The following is a 19,706-nucleotide window of genomic DNA, read 5'->3' on the forward strand; positions in this document are numbered from 1 at the left end:
ATGGAACGTCGTTGCCTGTTCTTCTGCCTGCTGGGGCTGTCCCTGCCGGCTGGTGCCATGGACCTCAAACAAGCCTGGGATCTGTTGCAATTCCAGGGCCCTATCTACCAGGCCTCCGTGCATGAAAAAGAGGCCGGCCAGGAAAACCGCGCCATTGGCAAGGCTGGCCTGCTACCGCAGATCAATGCCTCGGGCTACCACAACAAGGTCAATGGCTCCCAAAGCCAGAGCGGCATCGACAGAGATCTCCATTACGACTCCAAGGGCGCCAACGTGCGCCTGCGCCAGCCGCTGTTCAACAAACAGAAGATGGCCGAATACCGCCAGGGTCAGCAGCGTGCCGACTACAGCAACGCGGTATTCGATGCCAAGACTCAGGACGCCGCGGTGCGCCTGGCCGAAAGCTATTTCGACGTGCTCCTGGCCAGCGAAACCATCGTCCTGGCCAAGTCCAAGCTGAACGCCTTCGAAGAACAACTCGCCTCGGCGAAACGGCGCATGGAACTGGGGGCCGGCACCGTCACCGACATCGACGAATCGACCGCTCGCCGCGACCTCGCCGACGCCGAGCTGATCGAAGCGCAAGACAACCTGATCAACGCGCGCCGCAAGCTTGAGGAATATATCGGTGAAACCCCCGAGTCACTGACCACCTTACGCCCGAGCTTCGATACACCGCCGCTGCTACCGAGCAACCTGCAGGACTGGTTGGTCAAAGCCCAGACCGATAGCCCGTTGATCCATGCGCGCCGTTATAGCAGCGACCTCGCAGCAGAAGAAGTGAAGCGTGCCAGCGCCGGCCACTGGCCAACACTGGATTTCATTGCCGGTTACACCGCGGGTGAGAGCCAGTCACTCTCCGAGTTGAATCAACGCAACCACTACGGCTCGATCGGGCTGGAAGTCAATATCCCACTGTACAGCGGTGGCGGCGTCAGCGCGTTGACACGCCAGGCCAGTGCCAATAGCGATAAGGCCATGGACGAGCTCGACGCCGCGCGACAGGAAGTCATCACCGAAACCACCCGTGAATATCAAGGCATCCTGAGCGGCGCCAAACGCATTCGCGCGCTGGAGAAGGCAGTGGAGTCCAACGAACGTTCACTGGCATCGTCACGCAAGGGCTTCAAAGAGGGCGGCACCAGCACCAACTCGGACGTCCTCAATGCCGAAGAGCTGCTCTTCGTTGCGCGCCACGACCTGTTCGATGCCAAATTGCGCTATTTGATGTCGCGCCTGCGCCTGGCCTCTTCGGTGGGCAGCCTGGGCGACGACGATATCAACCAGATCAACGACTACCTCGGCCCGGAACTGCTGGTCACCAAATAACGTTCACCTGCCGGCCGGTCGAAGCAAAAGATGGCTGACCGGCGCTCCCTCCCCCCATGATCCCCACCCTGCCATTCATTGCCGCGTCTCGGCGCAGAAAGGCAACCGCCAGAGAAATAAACAGTCACCGCCAAAATTGGCCCACTAAGCCCTTGATTCCCTTTATGCTCCCAGTTCCAAATCAAAAGCCACGCCCGGCTCCAGGCTGTAAACTGCTTCCCCATGCGCAAACTTTTGTACCTGACATTTTCCATGGCGTTGCTCGCCGCCCTCACGACCTACGCAATGTGGGCCGCGGACCGGCCGGTGGGTCATTACCTTTCGGACCTGCGGATCAACCTGGCTGTCGACCTGGGCACGCCTGCGGACCGTGGCAATCTGTTGGGCATCCAGCCCGAACTGTTTCCTACCGATTATCAAAGCCCCGAGCGTTTGCACCGCAAGCTCGCGGCCTATCTGCAAGCAGCCCGGGACCAGGGTTTGTTGAACGGCAAGACCGTCGTCGTGTTGCCGGAGCATGTCGGTACCTGGCTGATGGTCAGCGGCGAGAAGGATGAGTTGTATCAGGCCAGCACCCTCAAGGAGGCCATGAACTGGCTGGCGGTGAGCAATCCCCTGAAGTTCGCCAAGGCGTTGATCAACGCCGAGGGCGGCAACCGTCTGGACGATGCCCACCTGCGCATGAAAGCCAAGGCGATGGCCAGGGACTACCAGGCATTGTTCGGAGGGCTGGCCAAAGAATTCCACGTGACGCTGGTGGCGGGCTCCATCGTGCTGCCCGAACCGAGCATCATCGACGGCACCTTGAAAATCGGCCGCGGCGCGCTGTACAACAGCAGCGTGGTGTTCAACAGCGAAGGCCTGCCGATCGGCCAGCCCCAGCGCCAGATGCACCCGTTCTTCGCAGAACAGAACGGGATCAAGGCGAACGGCGAGCACTCGCTCAACGTCGTTGATACCCCCGCAGGAAGGCTGGGCGTATTGATCGGCCACGACAGCTGGTACCCGGACAACTACCTCAAGCTCAACGACCAGAGCGTACAGCTGGTTGCGGTACCGGCCTTTGTTGCCGGTCGTGGCACCTGGGATCAACCGTGGCGCGGCTACAGGAGTTCTTCGGCGCCGGCATCGGTCAACTTGAAGCCTGGAGAAGTCAGTGAAGGCCAGGCCTGGCAGCGCCTGACTCTCACCAGCCGGAGTCCGGCCAGTCAAGCCGTCGCTGGCATGAGTGTGTTCCTGCGGGGTCAGTTCTGGGATCAGGCCAGCGCCGGGCAGAGCTTCCTCAGCAGCAACGGCCAGCACTTTGCCGACGGCAACGCCCAGGGTGCGCGTTTGCTGAACCTCTGGTTGTAAGCCATGAAACCGCAGCCGATGCGCCTCGGCGATCTGTCGGTGGGTTTTGTTCATAGCCTGGCCGATGCCGTGCGCAGTCATGGCGTCGATCCGCAGCCACTGCTCGATCAATACGGCCTTGATGCCGCGCGCCTGAGCGAAGCCGGTGCCCGGCTGTCGATTCCGCGCTACATGCGCCTGGGCCACGGCGCCATTCAACTGACCGACGACCCGGCCCTTGGTTTGCGCATGGGTCAGCTCAGTCGCCTGAGCCAGGCCGGCCTCGCTGGCGTCACTGCCGCCCAAGCGCCGACAGTACGAGAAGCCGCGCGCTGCCTGATTCGATTCGAAGCCTTGTACGGTTCGAATTATCGGGGTCAATCAAGCTTTCACGAAGACGCCCAAGGCGCCTGGCTGCGCTTCTATTCGATCAGCCCCTACAACGCCTACAACCGCTTCGTGGTGGATTCGATCATCGCCGGCTGGCTGCAGCAATTATCCAGTGTCAGCCCTGCCCCGCTGCGCGCCGAACGCATCGAAATCGAATTCGAAGAGCCCGGTTACCGCGCGGCCTATGACGTTTTGGGTGACTGTCCGATTCAGTTTGGCGGCGAGCGCAATCAACTGCGCTTGAGCCTGGCAAGTCTCGCCCAGCGCAACCCCGAGCATTGCCCGAGCACCTGGCGGCATTTGCTGCAACTGTGTGAGCGGGAGCTGGAACAACTGACACGCACCCGCAGCCTGCGTGAACGCATCATCGCGCTGCTGGGACCCTTGCTCAATGGTGGCCGCGAGCCCGACCTGCAAGAGGTGGCGACACGCCTGAAGCTGCCCACCTGGACCTTGCGCCGCAAGCTCGCCGATGAAGGCACACAATTTCGTGCGATTCTCAACGACACTCGCCGCGACCTGGCCATGACTTACATACGCGACACCGAACTGGCGTTCGGAGAGATCGCCTACCTGCTGGGATTTGCCTCAGCCGAAGCGTTTCAACGCGCATTCAAACGCTGGAACGGGCAGACACCCGGCGAATTTCGCCGCAGCCATAGAAAAACAGCCCAAAGCCTCTAGCTGCAAGCGACAAGTTGAAGCCTTAAAGCTCAGTAGCGTCTTCTGCTGGCTCCAGCGGGTCCAGTTCGAATGCCTGGTACTCGAGCAGCTCTTCTTGATAATCGTCCATTTTTGAATCTCCCAACCCTTATTGAAAAACGTCTGAATAAATGACCAATCCCTTGAGCATAAAGTGCCCGCGTGAAGGAAAAATGACGCGGACACGACACTCTGTCGCTGCTGAATAAAACGTAGCAGCTGGTCAGGAATTTATCATTGGTTTTTTCGCGGGAGGCCGTAGAACAACGGACTTGCTTGATGCGGGTCAATCTTTGCGCCCGCTACGGGATCGTTACTCGTTGGCCGATCCCGTAACGCGATCGATCACTGGCCAGAGACAGGAATCGCCGGAATCGGCTCGCTAGGCGGCGGCATGTCTGTCGGGTTCGTCGGTGGCGTAATGGTTTCTGCCAATGGTGCCGGCGCTGTGTTCTGAACCGGGGTAATCGGTGCCGCTTCAGGCGGTGGAGCAACCGGTTCAGAGGCCGCTGGAGCCAGTTCCACTGGAGCAGGTGCCGGGGCCGCCGAGGTTGGCTCTGCGGCCGGTGCCGCGGTCGGGGTTGGCGCCAGAGGAGCCGGCGCGACCTTGGCTTCAGGCATGCCCAGGTCCGTTTTCGGCTTTTCGGGGATGTGCGCAGCCTTTTTCGCTTCCGGCGGCAGGAACAGCTCGACCAGTGCGAAAAAACGCTCGTAGAACTTGGCAGACGATACGGTTTCGCTGGCGACCTTGACCATCGAGTCATCAGAGGAGCCGATTGGCATCGACACCGAGCCCAACACACCCACACCGAGACTGGCGGAGTTGTTGGTCTTCTTCAGCGCATAACGATCCTGCAGGGCGTTGGCGAATACGGTCGCGTGATGCCCTTCGCTGCCGTCATCGGTACAGACCACACTGAAGCTGATCTCCATGTGATTCTCGCCGGTCTGCTGGAAGCTCTTGTGGCCGCTGACCAGCTTCGAGTCGTTGCTGGTGATGATGTAACCCTGGCTGAGCAAGGCGCGACGGGCGGCTTCACAGCTCTGGGTATCGGTGACCGGATAGTTTCGGGAAAAGGTTCCGGAGTCGTCGAAATTCTCATGCTCATAGATGGCGGCCTTGTTCGATGAACAACCGGCCGCAGTGGCGAGCATGGCTGCCAGCCCGACAACCCGCATGGGAAGTGATTTAAACATTGAACATCCTGAGGAAAACGGTTCGGGGCATATTGTGCAACAGATCGATGCTTAGCGGAGTATCGATCGTGTCTTAAAACGGTTACAGGCTGATTGACCCCGATTTTGCGCAAAAGTCACCGCGGTAAATGACGTACGGCCAAACAAAAAGACCCCGGCCTTTCGGCCGGGGTCTCCTGTGCACCATCAAACCTGGTCAGGTATCAGTAACGCTTGATGTCTGCCTGGCTTTCCAACTGCTTGCGATAAGCGGCAAAATCTTGCTGGCCGATGCGCGAAGCGAGGTAGCGACGATACTGCGCTTTCTCTTCTTCGGTCGGCGCCGCGGCTTCGTTCACGCCATTGAGGCGCACGATCATCAGGCTGCCATCAGCCAGCGTCACGCTGGTGAAGGTCGGCTTGTCCTTGGCCGCTGGCTTCGCCATGCGGAACAGCGCTTGCAGCACCGCTGGGTCGATCCCTTCCTGACCGCGAGTCGCCGCTTCAGTGACTTTCCAGGCCTGGCCGTCGACCGCCTGATCCAGCGGGGTCTTACCATCGCGCAGGCTGGCAATCAGGGCTTCAGCCTTGGTCTTGGCATCGGCACTGGCGTGCTCCTTGGCCAATTGCACACGGATCGCGGCAGAGACGCTTTCCAGCGGCAATTGCGAAGGCTTCAGGTGCTCCTTGGCACGCAACACGACCACGGTTTCCGGATCGAGCTCGATGGCGGTGCTGTTCGCGCCCTCATCCAGGACTTCCGGGCTGAACGCGGCAGTGATTACGGCACGGTTGGCCGCAATACCCTCACCGCCTTCACGGCCGAACGGCTTGGACGTGTGGACGGTCAGTTTCAGGTCCTGCGCTGGCTGAGCCAGATCGGACGCTTCGAACGAGGCGTCTTCCAGTTGCTTGCTCGCCTCAACGAAACGCTGCTCGACCTGCTGGGTTTTCAGACCGCGGGTCAGCTTGTCTTTCAGGCTGGCGAACGTTGGGACTTCTGGCGCTTCCACACCCAACAGCTTGATCAGGTGAAAACCGAAGTCGGTGCGAACCGGCCCCGAGACCTGGTCCATGGTCAACGAATACAGGGCTTTTTCGAACGCCGGGTCGTAGACGCCAGGACCGGCATAACCCAGGTCACCGCCGTTGTTCGCCGAACCCGGATCCTGGGAGAATTCCTTGGCCAGCGCCTCGAATTTCTCGCCCTTGGCCAGACGGGCCTGGATCTCTTCGATCTTCGCCTTGGCTTGCGCCTCGGTGGTCTTGTCGTTGACTTCAATCAGAATGTGCGCAGCCCGGCGTTGCTCGGACAGGTTCGCGATTTCTTTCTGATAGGCCGCTTGCAGGTCTTCATCATTGACGCTGACCTGATCGAAGAAGGAAGCCTTCTTCAGCTCGAGGTAATCGATGACCACCTGATCCGGCGTCATGAATTCCTTGGCGTGCTCGTCGTAATAGGCCTTGACCTCATCGTCGGTCAGCTTCACCGCCGCCGGGTCAGCCTTGATGTTCAGGGAGGCGAAATCGCGGGTCTGCTTTTCCAGACGGGCAAACGCCAGCACCTGTGCATCGGTCACGAAACCGCTACCGGCCAGACCGGCACGCAGCTGACCGATCAGCATTTCCTGAGCCAACATCTGGCGGAATTGCATGCGGCTATAGCCGAGTTGGCGAACCACCTGGTCGAAACGCTCGGAGCTGAACTTGCCATCAACCTGAAACTCTGGTGTTTGCAGGATGACCTGATCAAGCGCCGCTTCGGAAAAAGCGAATTTCGATTGTTCTGCGCCTTGCAGCAGCAGCTTGCGATCGATCAGGCCCTTGAGAGCCGATTCGCGCAACATTTTTTCATCGAGCAAGGAAGCATCGAAATCCTTGCCCAGCTGTTGCATGAGCTGGCGGCGTTGCATATCAACCGCCTGGCTCAGCTCGTTCTGGCTGATTTCATCGCCATTGACCTTGGCCGCATCATTACTGTGCGACGTGGCCTTGAAGATGGCATCGAAACCGGTCAAAGCCATCAGTACAACGATGACCCCGATAATAGTCTTGGCAATCCAGCCTTGTGAATTGTCCCTGATATTCTGCAGCATGCGTCCCCCAGAAACGGTTGAACTTCAAAATTAGGCAACCGTGGAGCGTGGGTAGAATCCGGATAGAAGAAAGGCGCATCCGAGGATGCGCCTTCTCGTAACTGGCGGAGCGGATCGAGGGCTCGAACTGGCGACCCTCGGTGTCTTGAACCGGCGACCTGCAGTCAGGACTGCCGCTCCGCTGCCAAGTCAGGCATGACCCCGACCCGGATGGGTAAAAACCTGAATCGAACTTAGTTGACAGCTTCTTTCAGTGCTTTACCGGCTTTGAAACCTGGTTTTTTGGCTGCTGCGATTTCCAGCGTCTTACCGGTCTGTGGGTTACGACCAATGCGAGCCGGACGATCAGTTACGGAGAAAGTACCGAAACCAACCAGAACAACAGAGTCGCCAGCCTTGAGAGCGCCAGTGACGGATTCGATTACAGCGTCCAGCGCACGGCCAGCAGCAGCTTTCGGGATATCAGCGGATGCAGCGATAGCATCAATCAGTTCCGACTTGTTCACTCTAAGTCCCCTTATATCTATTTGAGTATGATTCTAAGTTTTTTTGGTGAAAGCAAAAACGAGTGCTGAATGGCCTACAGACACTTAAGAGCCGCTTTATAACAAGGGCTCTAAAAAGCTGTCAAGAAAGCCCCCCAGGCAAATACGTACTAATGCGTGCTAATTCTTTCCTTAGAATCTGCGTCGCGTTTCTCATCCTTCGCGACTATCTCCGGAGCCACGTCCGGCAAGGGCTCCGGCGCGTATTGCAACGCAATTTGCAGGACCTCGTCAATCCATTTAACCGGTTTAATCTGTAGATCCTGCTTGATATTGTCCGGAATCTCTTTGAGATCGCGCACATTTTCTTCAGGAATGATCACGGTCTTGATTCCACCACGATGGGCCGCCAGCAGTTTTTCTTTCAAGCCGCCAATGGCCAGTACCTGGCCACGCAAAGTGATTTCGCCGGTCATGGCGACATCCGCGCGTACCGGAATGCCAGTCAATGCCGACACCAGGGCCGTGCACATGCCCACGCCGGCGCTAGGACCGTCCTTGGGAGTCGCCCCTTCCGGCATATGGATGTGCGTGTCGCGCTTCTCATGGAAGTCCAGGGGAATGCCCAGGCTCTTCGCCCGGCTACGGACAACGGTCAAGGCCGCGGTGATCGATTCGACCATCACGTCACCCAAAGAACCGGTCTTGATCAACTGGCCCTTGCCCGGTACGACGGCCGCTTCGATGGTCAGCAGTTCGCCGCCTACCTGAGTCCACGCCAGCCCGGTCACCTGGCCGATCTGATCCTGCTGCTCGGCCAGGCCGTAGCGGAATTTGCGCACGCCCAGGAAGTGCTCCAGCATGTCTGCGGAGACCTTCACCGAGAAGCGTTTTTCCAGCGCATGCTCCTTGACGGCCTTGCGGCAAACCTTGGCAATCTGGCGCTCCAGCCCGCGCACACCGGCTTCACGGGTGTAGTAGCGGATGATGTCGCGGATCGCTTCTGCGTCAAACTCCAGCTCGCCTTTCTTCAGGCCGTTGGCCGTGATCTGTTTTGGCGAAAGGTATTTGACGGCGATGTTGATCTTCTCGTCTTCGGTGTAGCCCGGCAGACGGATCACTTCCATCCGGTCCAGCAATGCCGGCGGGATGTTCATCGAGTTCGAGGTGCACAGGAACATCACATCGGACAGGTCGTAATCGACTTCCAGATAGTGATCATTGAAGTTGTGGTTCTGCTCGGGATCGAGCACTTCCAGCAACGCCGATGCCGGATCGCCACGCATGTCGCTGCCCATCTTGTCGATTTCATCGAGCAGGAACAGCGGGTTGCGGACACCCACTTTTGTCATCTTTTGAATCAATCTTCCTGGCATCGAACCGATGTAAGTACGGCGATGGCCACGAATTTCCGCTTCATCACGAACACCGCCGAGGGCCATGCGCACGAATTTGCGGTTGGTAGCGTGAGCAATCGACTCCGCCAGGGACGTTTTACCCACCCCGGGAGGACCGACCAGGCACAACACCGGACCACGAATTTTTTTCACACGCTTTTGCACGGCGAGGTATTCGAGGATGCGTTCCTTGACCTCTTCGAGGCCATAGTGGTCGGCATCCAGAATGTCTTCTGCACGTGCCAGGTCCAGGCGCACCTTGCTCTGGGCCTTCCACGGCACTTGAACCAGCCAGTCGATGTACGAACGCACCACGGTCGCTTCCGCGGACATCGGCGACATCTGCTTGAGCTTGTTCAGCTCGGCCGTCGCCTTGGCCAGCGCGTCTTTCGGCAGGCCGGCGGCATCGATACGCTTTTTCAGCTCTTCGACTTCGTTGTGACCTTCGTCGCTGTCGCCGAGCTCTTTCTGAATGGCCTTCATCTGCTCATTCAGGTAGTACTCGCGCTGACTGCGCTCCATTTGTTTTTTGACGCGGCCGCGAATGCGTTTTTCGACTTGCAGCAGATCGATCTCGGCATCCAGCAACGCCAGAACGTGCTCGACCCGGGCCGACAAATCGATGATTTCGAGGATTTCCTGCTTCTGTTCGATCTTCAGCGCCATGTGCGCAGCCATGGTGTCCACCAGGCGGCCTGGCTCATCGATGCTGTTGAGCGACGACAGGACTTCAGCCGGGACTTTCTTGCCCAACTGCACATATTGCTCGAACTGAGACAGCAGGCTGCGAACGAACACTTCCGACTCGCGCTCTGGCGCTTCAACTTCGTCGATCAGGGAGACTTCGGCACGGCAGTGGCCGTCCACTTCGCTGAAGCGCTCGACAGCGCCCCGCTGCTCGCCTTCGACCAGAACCTTGACCGTTCCGTCAGGCAGCTTCAGCAGCTGCAGAACGGTGGCAATTGTACCAACGCGATACAGGGCATCTTCACCGGGATCGTCGTCAGCCGGGTTTCTCTGGGCCAGCAGAAGAATCTGCTTGTCACCCGTCATCGCAGCCTCGAGGGCTTCGATGGATTTCTCGCGCCCCACGAACAGCGGGATAACCATGTGCGGATAAACCACGACATCACGCAATGGCAGGAGAGGCAATTCGATGGTTGTCTTCATGATTTCGCCTCTACGGCGGCCGTAAGGCCGGAAACAGATGGAAGTAAGCTTGAAACCAAGATGGGGGCTGCCTTCAAAAAAAACAAGCGCAAAGACAGTGTTAAAACCTGCAAAAAGCAAAGGGGCCCGAAGGCCCCTTCTTTATTCAAGCTGCGTGACGCTTAAGCGTCTGGCGCGGCCTTGGCGGTCGGCTCACTGTTCTCGTAGATATACAGTGGCTTGGACTTGCCTTCTATCACGCTTTCATCGATCACTACTTTGCTCACCTCGGATTGCGAGGGGATTTCATACATAGTGTCGAGCAACACACCTTCGAGAATCGAACGCAGGCCACGGGCACCGGTTTTACGCTCCAGGGCACGTTTGGCGACCGATTTCAGCGCATCGGAACGGAATTCCAGATCAACGCCTTCCATCTCGAACAGCTTGGCATACTGCTTGGTCAGGGCATTTTTCGGCTCGGTGAGGATCTGCATCAGCGCAGCCTCGTCAAGCTCGTCCAGCGTGGCAAGTACTGGCAGACGACCGACGAATTCCGGGATCAGACCGAACTTGACCAGATCGTCAGGCTCGACTTCACGCAGGGATTCACCGACTTTCTTGCCTTCTTCCTTGCTGCGCACTTCTGCGTTGAAACCGATGCCACCCTTGGTGGAACGGTTTTGAATGACTTTCTCAAGACCAGAGAACGCACCACCGCAGATGAACAGGATGTTACGGGTGTCGACCTGCAGGAATTCCTGCTGCGGATGCTTGCGACCACCTTGTGGTGGAACGGAAGCGACCGTGCCTTCGATCAACTTGAGCAAGGCCTGCTGCACGCCTTCACCGGAAACGTCCCGGGTGATCGACGGGTTGTCAGACTTGCGCGAAATCTTGTCGATTTCATCGATGTAGACAATGCCCATCTGGGCTTTTTCCACGTCGTAATCGCATTTCTGCAGCAGCTTCTGAATGATGTTCTCGACATCTTCACCCACGTAACCCGCCTCGGTGAGGGTGGTTGCGTCAGCGATGGTGAACGGAACGTTCAACAAGCGGGCCAGTGTTTCGGCAAGCAGGGTCTTACCCGAGCCTGTCGGGCCGATCAGCAGGATGTTGCTCTTGCCGAGTTCGACGTCGTCATTCTTTTTGTCACGCTGATTCAGGCGCTTGTAGTGGTTGTACACCGCTACGGCCAGAACCTTTTTCGCACGCTCCTGACCAATCACATACTGATCAAGGATGCCGCTGATTTCTTTAGGCGAAGGCAATTTATGCGCGCTGCTTTCGGCCTGTGCTTCCTGAACCTCCTCGCGGATGATGTCATTGCACAGGTCGACGCACTCGTCGCAGATAAAGACCGAGGGGCCGGCAATCAATTTGCGTACTTCATGCTGGCTTTTGCCACAGAAGGAGCAATAGAGCAGCTTGCCGTTGTCCTCGCCGTTGCGGGTGTCAGTCATTCGTTCGATCCAAATCCGATAGGCTTGCAACACAAGATGAAGGCTATTGCGGGCTTTTTCAAGCCCGCTGGTGATCGGACCCGCCGACCAACCTTATTTTGAGCTGCTTAATTTAAGCAGGGCGCTGGCTGATCACTTCGTCGATCAACCCGTACTCACGCGCGGCTTCTGCACTCATGAAATTGTCGCGATTGGTATCGCGCTCGATTTCTTCAAGAGTGCGCCCGCTGTGCTGGGCCATCAGCGTGTTGAGACGCTCACGAATAAAGAGGATTTCCTTGGCATGGATTTCGATATCCGACGCCTGGCCCTGGAAACCGCCCAGTGGCTGGTGAATCATCACACGCGAGTTCGGCAGGCAGTAACGCTTGCCAGGGGCACCGGCCGTCAGCAGGAACGCACCCATGCTGCACGCCTGACCGATACAGGTGGTCGCCACGTTGGGTTTGATGAACTGCATGGTGTCGTAGATCGACATGCCCGCCGTCACCGAACCGCCCGGGGAGTTGATGTAGAGATGGATGTCCTTGTCCGGGTTTTCCGCTTCAAGGAACAGCAATTGCGCACAGATCAGGTTGGCCATGTAGTCCTCTACCGGACCAACCAGAAAGATCACCCGCTCCTTAAGGAGACGCGAGTAGATGTCGTAGGCGCGCTCGCCACGAGCGGACTGCTCGACAACCATCGGGACCAGGCCGCCTGCGGCCTGGATATCAGAGTTCTGCTGAATATACGAATTACGGAACATGCTCTGCAGTCACTCCCAAATAGTTATGTCTTGAATACGCATAAGCCAGCTCGAAGGCTGGCTTATGGTGTTTGCTTCTTACCGCAAAAACAATCAGTCGGCTTGTGGAGCTTCTACCGGCTTGACCGCTTCTTCGTAAGAGACCGATTTGTCGGTCACGCTAGCTTTCTGCAGAACAGTATCCACAACTTGCTCTTCCAGCACAACCGAGCGAACTTCGTTCAGTTGCTGGTCGTTCTTGTAGTACCAGGACACAACTTGCTCAGGCTCCTGGTAGGCCGAAGCCATTTCCTGAATCATCTCGCGAACGCGGGCTTCGTCAGGCTTGAGGTCGAATTGCTTGACCACTTCAGCCACGATCAGGCCCAGCACTACACGGCGCTTGGCTTGCTCTTCGAACAGCTCGGCCGGCAGTTGGTCAGGTTTGATGTTGCCGCCGAACTGCTGGACAGCCTGCACGCGCAGACGGTCAACTTCGTTGGACAGCAGAGCCTTTGGCACTTCGATCGGGTTGGTGGCCAGCAGACCGTCCATTACCTGATTCTTGACCTTGGATTTGATCGCCTGACGCAGCTCGCGCTCCATGTTCTTGCGAACCTCGGCGCGGAAGCCTTCCAGACCGGTTTCCTTGATGCCGAATTGAGCGAAGAACTCTTCGGTCAGTTCTGGCAGCTTTGGCTCGGAAACGGTGTTGACGGTCACTGTGAACTCGGCGGCCTTGCCAGCCAGGTCCAGGTTCTGATAGTCCTCTGGGAAAGTCAGGCTCAGAACGCGTTCTTCACCGGCTTTTGCGCCAACCAGGCCATCTTCGAAACCAGGGATCATGCGGCCGGAACCCAGAACCAGCTGAGTACCCTTGGCGGAACCGCCAGCGAACACTTCACCGTCGACCTTGCCAACGAAGTCAATGTTCAGCTGGTCTTCGTTTTGAGCGGCGCGATCGGCCACTTCGAAACGGGTGTTCTGCTTGCGCAGGATGTCCAGCATCTTGTCCAGATCGGCATCAGACACGTCAGCGCTCAGGCGCTCTACGGTGATACCTTCGAAACCGGCAACGGTGAACTCAGGGAACACTTCGAATACGGCTACGTATTCCAGGTCCTTGCCCGCTTCCAGGGATTTTGGCTCGATCGAAGGCTGGCCAGCCGGGTTCAGCTTCTGCTCAACCACAGCTTCGTAGAAGGAAGACTGGATCACGTCGCCTACAGCTTCCTGGCGAGCGTCGGCACCGAAACGGCGCTTGATTTCGCTCATTGGCACTTTGCCTGGACGGAAGCCAGCAATCTTGGCCTTTTGGGCGGTCTGCTGCAGACGCTTGTTGACCTGGCTCTCGATGCGCTCAGCCGGCACGGTGACGCTCATGCGGCGCTCAAGAGCAGTAGTATTTTCAACAGAAACTTGCATGGATATTCCTCGTTGCACAGACGTTAGCCGGCCGTTTCCGACCCCAGAATCAAGGGCATGCATTCTAGTGGGTCAAACTCAAGAAGTCACCCTACTGAAAACGGGTAAAAACGCAGCAGGCAATTTAAAGGTGCGAATGCACGAATGCACCTCGCCCCGATGGCAAATACAGCCAATCACGCCAGGGCTCTGCGCCAACCTTTCTATATAGAGGAGGTCGCCAATCATCTCCCTGACAGCCGATCTCGCAAGCAAGGCCGGCGGACAGAACAGCATCATCGAGAAACATAAATACGACGAAACGCCCTGCCCTTGCGACCCGGAACCCGCGGCCGCTGAAACAAAAAAGGCGCCAGACTTTTCAATCTGGCGCCTTTCGAAATATGGGGTGGACGATGGGGATCGAACCCACGACAACGGGAGTCACAATCCCGTGCTCTACCAACTGAGCTACGCCCACCATATTGCCTGTTAAAGAAGCCAAACAACTTCTTTATCAAGCTCCAGCCAGGCCAAAGACCTGAGTGAAGCTTTAATTGGTGCGGATGAAGAGACTCGAACTCTTACGCCTCGCGGCGCTGGAACCTAAATCCAGTGTGTCTACCAATTCCACCACATCCGCGGGTGAAGCCTTTAAAGCAAAGGCGCCAGACTGTTAATCTGGCGCCTTTCGAAATATGGGGTGGACGATGGGGATCGAACCCACGACAACGGGAGTCACAATCCCGTGCTCTACCAACTGAGCTACGCCCACCATATCGCGCTACTTGTGCCAAAGCTGCCTAATGGCGCACCCGGCAGGACTCGAACCTGCGACCATCCGCTTAGAAGGCGGATGCTCTATCCAGCTGAGCTACGGGCGCCTTGTTAGCTGTAACCTTGGAGGACTACAAACTAAGTGCTTTCCAGTCTCGCAGAACCGTAATCCCGCTCAACCTTCCTAACCAGTGCTAGGCTGTGCCCGACAAGTGCGACGAATAGTATAGAGCCACCCGAAGGTCGTCAAATCCTTTTTAAAAAAAATTCATTTAATTAAAGGAGTTAGGGGAATTTGCAGACCAAGCGCCTTTGCCCTCACCGCATGACATGCGAGAATGCGTTCTCTTTTTTTCCCCTCTCGATGGTTAATCACGCGCAATGACTGCACAACTAATCGACGGCAAATCGATCGCCGCCAGCCTGCGCCAGCAGATCGCCCAACGTGTCACCGAGCGTCGCCAGCAAGGCCTGCGCACGCCCGGCCTCGCGGTGATCCTGGTCGGCAGCGATCCTGCCTCTCAGGTTTATGTCTCGCACAAGCGTAAAGACTGTGAAGAGGTCGGCTTTCTATCCCAAGCCTATGACCTGCCTTCCGAAACCACTCAAGAAGCGCTGACCGAACTGATCGATCGCCTGAACGACGATCCTGCAATCGACGGCGTTCTGCTTCAGCTTCCGCTTCCCGAACACCTGGACGCCTCCAGACTGCTGGAGCGCATTCGTCCGGATAAAGACGTCGACGGCTTCCATCCTTATAACGTCGGTCGCCTGGCCCAGCGTATCCCCTTGCTGCGCCCATGCACCCCTAAAGGCATCATGACTTTGCTGGAAAGCACCGGTGTCGACCTTTACGGGATGAATGCCGTGGTCGTCGGCGCGTCCAATATCGTTGGCCGCCCGATGGCCATGGAACTGTTGCTGGCCGGTTGCACCGTGACGGTCACCCACCGCTTTACCAAGGACCTGGCCGGCCATGTCGGCCGTGCTGACCTGGTCGTCGTCGCCGCCGGCAAGCCGGGCCTGGTCAAGGGCGAATGGATCAAGGAAGGCGCGATCGTGATCGATGTCGGCATCAACCGTCAGGACGACGGCAAGCTGGTCGGTGACGTGATCTACGAAACCGCCCTGCCCCGCGCCGGCTGGATTACTCCGGTACCGGGCGGCGTAGGCCCGATGACCCGTGCCTGCCTGTTGGAAAACACCCTGTACGCCGCTGAAACCCTGCACAGCTGAGTTTCAACGCGCACGCTGTCAGCGTGACAAGGAACCCCGCCCTGGCGGGGTTTTTTTTGCCCGCGAAAAGCACCGACCGCCCGCCGGAAAATGACTTTTTTTTCATGTTTCTCAGGACTTTCACCTGTTACTTGATCAACCATCGACAGTTATTCAGCCATACTCCAGAATGTCGCGCTTTTTACGAAATAGCCCGTTACAAAACGGCTTATCAACACTTTATGAGTCTGCCAGCGTGAAAATCCGTCTTTCCATCCTGAGCCTATTTTTTGCAGTTACAGGGACTTTCATCACGCCAATCGCCAGCGCTGGCGAAATCACCGCTGCCCCGCGAGATACTTCACATCTCAAGATCGCTTCCGGCAGCGCCCTGCTCATGGATCTGCAGACCAATAAAGTCATCTACGCCAGCAACCCCGACGTGGTCGTCCCCATCGCTTCGGTCAGCAAGCTGATGACGGGCCTGGTGGTGGTTGAAGCCCGCCAGAACATGGACGAATACATCAATATCAACATCAGCGACACGCCAGAAATGAAAGGTGTGTACTCCCGGGTCAAGCTCAACAGCGAAATGCCGCGCCGGGAAATGCTGCTGATCGCATTGATGTCTTCGGAAAACCGCGCCGCCGCCAGCCTGGCGCACCACTATCCGGGTGGCTATGCCGCATTCATTGCCGCGATGAACGCCAAGGCCAAGGCGCTGGGCATGACCAACACCCACTTCGTCGAGCCAACCGGCCTGTCGCCGCGCAACGTATCCACCGCCCGCGACCTGAGCAAACTGTTGGTCGCTGCACACAAGTACCCATTGCTGACCGAGCTGAGCACGACCAAGGAAAAAACCGTGTCGTTCCGCAAACCCAACTACAGCCTGGGCTTCCGCAACACCGACCATCTGGTCAACAAAGCGAACTGGAACATCGAGCTGACCAAAACCGGTTTCACCAACGAGGCCGGCCACTGCCTCGTGCTGGTGACACATATGGCGAATCGCCCGGTTACCCTGGTGATCCTCGACGCCTATGGCAAGTACACCCACTTTGCCGACGCCACGCGGATTCGCAACTGGGTCGAAACCGGGCACGGTGCTGACGTGCCCTCGGTGGCCCTGCAGTACAAATCGGATAAAAACCTCAAGCAACGCCAAAGCGGCGTGGTTGAAGCCTCGCAGTAACAAAACGGCAACGCACGAAAAGCCCCGGTCATTCGGGGCTTTTTTTCGCCCGACATTCAGTCGTTGGGCAACGGCATCTGGTCGTCATCCGGGATGCCGTCGCCGGTACTTGGATCTCTCCAACCCTTCGGCTTTTCAGTGGGCATCACCGTTGGCCGCGCCAGAGGGTCCCTCAACGGGCTGTCGGGATCCATCACTGGATCGGTGCTTTGCTCGGGGGTTGAGGGGACAGTTTCAGGACGTTTGTCGTCGAAACTGGAATCGGTAGACATACGCACCTCCATTGGACCTAAGGCTTCAGATTACCCAGCGGATCATAGGGCTTGGCCGGAGCCTTGGGGTTGTCACCCGGTTTCACGTCCCTCGGTGCCTTGGCGGGCCCGATCGGGTCGACCTGAGGATCGGTAAGGTCCGGAGAATCGGGATCGAAACCCAGCTCATTGCCAGACGAATGCTCAGACGAGTGCGGACCGACGGGCGTTGTTGAATGAGCCATGGGCACCTCCTGATCTCGGCCCGGAATAATGTTCCGGGCCCTTAACGATCAGAGGCTGGCGATGGGTGAAGGTGCCCGGCGGGTGACCAACGGACTTACTGGCTGGCCAAGGCTTTTTTCGCCCTGGCGGCGGCCTGCTCCTGACCGGCCTGAGCCAGATCGCTCGCGGCCTTGAGCCAACGCTGCTGATCGACCTGGGCCGGGATTTGCGTCGGATTCTGGATCAGCACAGCCCAACCACCGGCGTCCTTGAACGCCGACTCGAAGGAGCTGAAGCTCATCAGTTCACGGTGATTCATCCCGGCCCGCAGCAGGACCGTCTGCTTCTGGCGGTTGTAGCCGGCCAGAATGGCGTATCGCGGTTCGGCCCACATGGCCGAGCCTTCCGTAAAGCGCACCATCACCGGATAACCGGCAGCGACTTGCGTCAACAAGGCCGGCAGGTTGCTGTCGAGGGGATAAACCACCATCCCGTACTCGCGGGCCAGGTTCTGCATGTTCTGTTGCAACTGGGCTTCGGCCCCCGGCAAATGCAATGGTTTGTCGAGCAGCCCCGGGGTAATCACGATGCCTTGCTGGGACAGCATGCTGGCCAGCACCTGCGGTCCGCTTTGATACGCATCGCCCCGGTAGAACCGGCCGCTGAGCTCGACACGCTCCGGCAAACGCTTGATCTCGGGCGCAACGCTCCCGGCACAGCCCGCCAGGCTTGCCACGCAACCGGCTATGAGCATCGCCAACAAAATTCGAGAAAATACCCGCACCATCATCTCTCTCTTGTTCAGGTTCAGACGCCAGGCAATCCCATTCCCGGCTTGGTCGTCGATCATAGGTCGCCGCGCCTCTACGGTATAGCTCTAAACGGTAGTCGCGTGCATTCGATAGAGCGAACTGGTTGGTGGCTGCCGACTTTCGGTCAATAGCCTGAAATACAGCAACGGCTAGACTGTTCCCTGAAGAGACGACAGCGAAGCGTGTGTGCCCGCAGAAGGGCAAAGAGGAGGCACAGATGAGCCTGACCATGATCATTGTGATGTTGGTTTGCGGTTGGCTGGCGGTAGCCGCCGCCATGCTGTGGGGCGTGCTGCGCATTACCCGCCGTCACCATCACCCTGTCCAGCCAGCCCCTGCGCCAGAAGCGGACAAGACGCCGAACCAACACGCCAACGCTCACTGACACCACCTTTACCCGATACCAACAAAAACGGCCGCCTGCACTCCATGGAGTTCAGGCGGCCGTTTCTTTTAGCGTGGGTTAAGCCTCAGTGGCTACCCGCTTCTGCCTGGCCCGGCGGGACATCATGTTCAACGCCTCGATCGAAGCCGAGAATGCCATGGCCGCATAGACGTAGCCTTTCGGTACATGGGCGCCGAAGCCTTCGGCGATCAGCGTCATGCCGATCATGATCAGGAAGCCCAGGGCCAACATCACCACCGTCGGGTTGTCGTTGATGAACTTGGCCAGCGGATCCGCCGCCAGCAACATCACCAGGACCGACACCACCACCGCGATGACCATGATCGGCAAATGCTCGGTCATGCCGACAGCAGTAATGATGCTGTCGATGGAGAACACCATGTCCAGCATCAGGATCTGACCGATCGCCGCCGCGAAGCCCAGGGTCACGGTCGAGGTCGCCGACTTCGGATCTTCCGGTGCCGGGTCCATGCTGTGATGGATCTCGGTGGTTGCCTTCCACAACAGGAACAGGCCACCGGCAATCAGGATCATGTCTTTCCAGGAGAACGCGTGGCCGAGAATCTCGATCACCGGAGCGGTCAACTGCACGATGAACGCGATGGTGCTCAGCAAGCCCAGGCGCAGGATCAACGCCATGCCGATACCAATGCGCCGAGCCCTCTGTCGATTGTGCAAGGGCAGCTTGTTGGTCAGGATCGAGATGAAGATCAGGTTATCGATGCCGAGCACGATTTCCATCACTATCAGGGTGGCGAGGGCGACCCAGGCGGTGGGGCTGGCGGCAAGTTGTAAAAGGTAGTCCATGGGTCAGTCCTGACTCGTTGTAATACGGTTTAGATTTCCTGGGAGGAAGATTCGGTTTTTTCCGATTCTTTTTCCGATGATTCTTTTTTGCTGATCAACCCGCTGGTGGCGTCACTGAGTGCTTGCTCGGCGGCCTTGTGGGTATCGTCAATCGCCTGTTTGGCGCTTTCGGCAGCCTTGCCCATCAATTGTTGCGCGCTTTTCTCGGCCTGGTCGCAACCGGCCAGTACCAGTAAAGACGTGATCAGCAGTGCCGTGGCTTTAAGCTTCATGATGCTTTCCTCGATAGAACAAACGGGACCTAAACGATGGCCCGTTGATAGCGATGCATTCTAGGGAAGTGAATACTTCAGGAAAATTCGTAT

General features: G+C 57.8%; 18 protein-coding genes and 4 tRNA genes. 6 read left to right on the forward strand and 16 right to left on the reverse strand.

The genetic code is table 11. The features are described 5' to 3' along the window. From AC3ITY_RS22700 to AC3ITY_RS22710, 3 genes are all read left to right on the forward strand, one after another. Positions 1-1,329 carry a TolC family outer membrane protein gene (locus AC3ITY_RS22700; protein ID WP_489305099.1) on the forward strand — a complete coding sequence of 443 codons (1,329 nt, stop codon included), beginning with the start codon at positions 1-3 and terminating at the stop codon, positions 1,327-1,329. A gap of 222 nt (positions 1,330-1,551) precedes the next feature. Next, on the forward strand, positions 1,552-2,682 hold the full coding sequence (locus AC3ITY_RS22705; RefSeq protein ID WP_489305100.1) for a nitrilase-related carbon-nitrogen hydrolase: 1,131 nt from the start codon (positions 1,552-1,554) through the stop codon (positions 2,680-2,682). 3 nt (positions 2,683-2,685) lie between these two features. Continuing rightward, positions 2,686-3,735 (forward strand): AraC family transcriptional regulator, encoded by a 1,050-nt coding sequence (locus tag AC3ITY_RS22710; RefSeq protein ID WP_489305102.1) that lies wholly within the window; start codon positions 2,686-2,688, stop codon positions 3,733-3,735. A 363-nt stretch (positions 3,736-4,098) separates the two neighbouring features. Here AC3ITY_RS22710 and AC3ITY_RS22715 read toward each other — a convergent pair whose 3' ends face one another. The 11 genes from AC3ITY_RS22715 to AC3ITY_RS22765 form a co-directional block, all read right to left on the reverse strand. Continuing rightward, a complete protein-coding gene (locus AC3ITY_RS22715) occupies positions 4,099-4,950 on the reverse strand; it encodes a DUF2242 domain-containing protein (RefSeq protein ID WP_489305103.1) in 852 nt (283 codons plus the stop codon). A gap of 203 nt (positions 4,951-5,153) precedes the next feature. Continuing rightward, entirely contained in the window at positions 5,154-7,025 is a 1,872-nt protein-coding gene (locus tag AC3ITY_RS22720) for a SurA N-terminal domain-containing protein (protein ID WP_489305104.1), read from the reverse strand. 233 nt (positions 7,026-7,258) lie between these two features. Further along, on the reverse strand, positions 7,259-7,531 hold the full coding sequence (locus tag AC3ITY_RS22725) for an HU family DNA-binding protein (protein WP_002552737.1): 273 nt from the start codon (positions 7,529-7,531) through the stop codon (positions 7,259-7,261). Positions 7,532-7,680: 149 nt separating this feature from the next. Further along, entirely contained in the window at positions 7,681-10,077 is a 2,397-nt protein-coding gene (lon, locus tag AC3ITY_RS22730; RefSeq protein ID WP_223458466.1) for an endopeptidase La, read from the reverse strand. A 161-nt stretch (positions 10,078-10,238) separates the two neighbouring features. After that, positions 10,239-11,522, reverse strand: a complete 1,284-nt coding sequence (gene clpX, locus AC3ITY_RS22735; protein ID WP_007982210.1) for an ATP-dependent Clp protease ATP-binding subunit ClpX — start codon at positions 11,520-11,522, stop codon at positions 10,239-10,241. A gap of 112 nt (positions 11,523-11,634) precedes the next feature. Continuing rightward, complete coding sequence (gene clpP, locus AC3ITY_RS22740) at positions 11,635-12,270, reverse strand: ATP-dependent Clp endopeptidase proteolytic subunit ClpP (RefSeq protein WP_008048846.1); 636 nt, start codon at positions 12,268-12,270, stop codon at positions 11,635-11,637. Positions 12,271-12,363: 93 nt separating this feature from the next. Continuing rightward, positions 12,364-13,674 carry a trigger factor gene (gene tig, locus AC3ITY_RS22745; RefSeq protein ID WP_489305106.1) on the reverse strand — a complete coding sequence of 437 codons (1,311 nt, stop codon included), beginning with the start codon at positions 13,672-13,674 and terminating at the stop codon, positions 12,364-12,366. 384 nt (positions 13,675-14,058) lie between these two features. Beyond that, positions 14,059-14,134: transfer RNA gene (locus AC3ITY_RS22750), tRNA-His, on the reverse strand. 77 nt (positions 14,135-14,211) lie between these two features. Then, positions 14,212-14,296, reverse strand: a tRNA-Leu gene (locus tag AC3ITY_RS22755). 56 nt (positions 14,297-14,352) lie between these two features. Beyond that, positions 14,353-14,428 (reverse strand) — tRNA-His (locus tag AC3ITY_RS22760). Between the two features lie 32 nt (positions 14,429-14,460). Further along, positions 14,461-14,537, reverse strand: a tRNA-Arg gene (locus tag AC3ITY_RS22765). Between the two features lie 274 nt (positions 14,538-14,811). Between AC3ITY_RS22765 and folD the strand changes: the two genes are divergently transcribed. Together folD and pbpG are read left to right on the forward strand one after the other, a co-directional pair. Beyond that, complete coding sequence (folD, locus tag AC3ITY_RS22770; RefSeq protein WP_008001570.1) at positions 14,812-15,666, forward strand: bifunctional methylenetetrahydrofolate dehydrogenase/methenyltetrahydrofolate cyclohydrolase FolD; 855 nt, start codon at positions 14,812-14,814, stop codon at positions 15,664-15,666. A 235-nt stretch (positions 15,667-15,901) separates the two neighbouring features. Continuing rightward, positions 15,902-16,840, forward strand: coding sequence for a D-alanyl-D-alanine endopeptidase (gene pbpG, locus AC3ITY_RS22775; protein ID WP_489305109.1), 939 nt, complete (start codon positions 15,902-15,904; stop codon positions 16,838-16,840). 56 nt (positions 16,841-16,896) lie between these two features. Here the strand turns inward: pbpG and AC3ITY_RS22780 are convergent, their stop codons facing one another. The 3 genes from AC3ITY_RS22780 to AC3ITY_RS22790 all read right to left on the reverse strand — a co-directional run bounded on the left by AC3ITY_RS22780 (position 16,897) and on the right by AC3ITY_RS22790 (position 18,166). After that, positions 16,897-17,112 carry a hypothetical protein gene (locus AC3ITY_RS22780; protein ID WP_489305110.1) on the reverse strand — a complete coding sequence of 72 codons (216 nt, stop codon included), beginning with the start codon at positions 17,110-17,112 and terminating at the stop codon, positions 16,897-16,899. A 17-nt stretch (positions 17,113-17,129) separates the two neighbouring features. Then, positions 17,130-17,336, reverse strand: coding sequence for a DUF6021 family protein (locus AC3ITY_RS22785; RefSeq protein WP_489305112.1), 207 nt, complete (start codon positions 17,334-17,336; stop codon positions 17,130-17,132). A 95-nt stretch (positions 17,337-17,431) separates the two neighbouring features. Further along, complete coding sequence (locus AC3ITY_RS22790) at positions 17,432-18,166, reverse strand: C39 family peptidase (protein WP_489305113.1); 735 nt, start codon at positions 18,164-18,166, stop codon at positions 17,432-17,434. 179 nt (positions 18,167-18,345) lie between these two features. Between AC3ITY_RS22790 and AC3ITY_RS22795 the strand changes: the two genes are divergently transcribed. Continuing rightward, complete coding sequence (locus AC3ITY_RS22795) at positions 18,346-18,513, forward strand: hypothetical protein (protein ID WP_489305115.1); 168 nt, start codon at positions 18,346-18,348, stop codon at positions 18,511-18,513. A gap of 78 nt (positions 18,514-18,591) precedes the next feature. Here AC3ITY_RS22795 and AC3ITY_RS22800 read toward each other — a convergent pair whose 3' ends face one another. Both AC3ITY_RS22800 and AC3ITY_RS22805 read right to left on the reverse strand, forming a co-directional pair. Next, complete coding sequence (locus AC3ITY_RS22800; RefSeq protein WP_477754836.1) at positions 18,592-19,341, reverse strand: TerC family protein; 750 nt, start codon at positions 19,339-19,341, stop codon at positions 18,592-18,594. Between the two features lie 29 nt (positions 19,342-19,370). After that, the gene (locus tag AC3ITY_RS22805; RefSeq protein WP_008048837.1) at positions 19,371-19,613 is read right to left on the reverse strand and encodes a hypothetical protein; all 243 of its coding nucleotides are present in this window, start codon (positions 19,611-19,613) and stop codon (positions 19,371-19,373) included. Between the last annotated feature and the right edge of the window lie 93 nt (positions 19,614-19,706).

The sequence above is a fragment of the Pseudomonas sp. GL_091 genome, from assembly GCF_057837725.1.